This is a genomic window from Streptomyces sp. TBY4, assembly GCF_024213195.1.
GTDB lineage: Bacteria > Actinomycetota > Actinomycetes > Streptomycetales > Streptomycetaceae > Streptomyces.
Genome location: NZ_JANAVF010000055.1, coordinates 1 through 656 on the forward strand (window position 1 = coordinate 1; position 656 = coordinate 656).

1 protein-coding gene is annotated in these 656 nt (G+C 69.1%); it reads right to left on the reverse strand.

Features of this window, described 5'->3' with window-relative positions; translation table 11 throughout:
• Nucleotides 1–632 (reverse strand): polyketide synthase dehydratase domain-containing protein (locus tag NLX94_RS38730; RefSeq protein ID WP_254387997.1); only part of this gene is annotated, 632 nt, incomplete at its 3' end.
• Nucleotides 633–656 lie beyond the last annotated feature (24 nt).

Here is a 656-nt window from a genome sequence, read left to right on the forward strand (position 1 = left end):
CACCGCTGGACCTGCTCCAGTGCGGTGTGCGTGAGTGCACGGGCCCGCTCCGGAACCGAACCCGACACCGCATCCGCGTTCACATGCCACAGGACGGGTTCTTCGGTGATGCCGGCGTTTCGGGTTTCGGGCAGGGCAGGCCACGCAAGGTGGTGAAGGGACGCGGACGCACTGGTCGTGTTCAGCTGCCGGGCCGTCGCGGCACGCATGTGCAGGGAGTCGGCGGTGAGTACGGGCCGGCCTGTGGGGTCGGTGATGTGGAGGGTGATGTCGCTGTAGTCGTCGCTCTGGAGGGTGAGGTGGACCCGCAGACTGGTGGCGCCCGTGGCGTGGATGGTCAGGCCGGACCATGCGAAGGGCAGCAGCGTCGCCTCGGATTCGCTGTCACGCTCAGGGTTGATGAGCATGGCGTGGAGTGAGGCGTCGAGGAGTGCGGGGTGGAGAGTGAAGCGGGCGGCGTCGGCGTGTGCCTGCTCGGGGAGTTCGACCTCGGCGTAGATGTGCCGGCCCTCGCGCCAGGCGGTCTTCAGGCCGGTGAACACCGGACCGTATCCGTAACCACGCCCCGCGAGATATGTATACGTCTCCTGCGGGGAGCTGGTGAGGGGGGTGGCGGTGGCCGGGGGCCAGATCGCGGGCCCGTCGGCCGGGGTGGT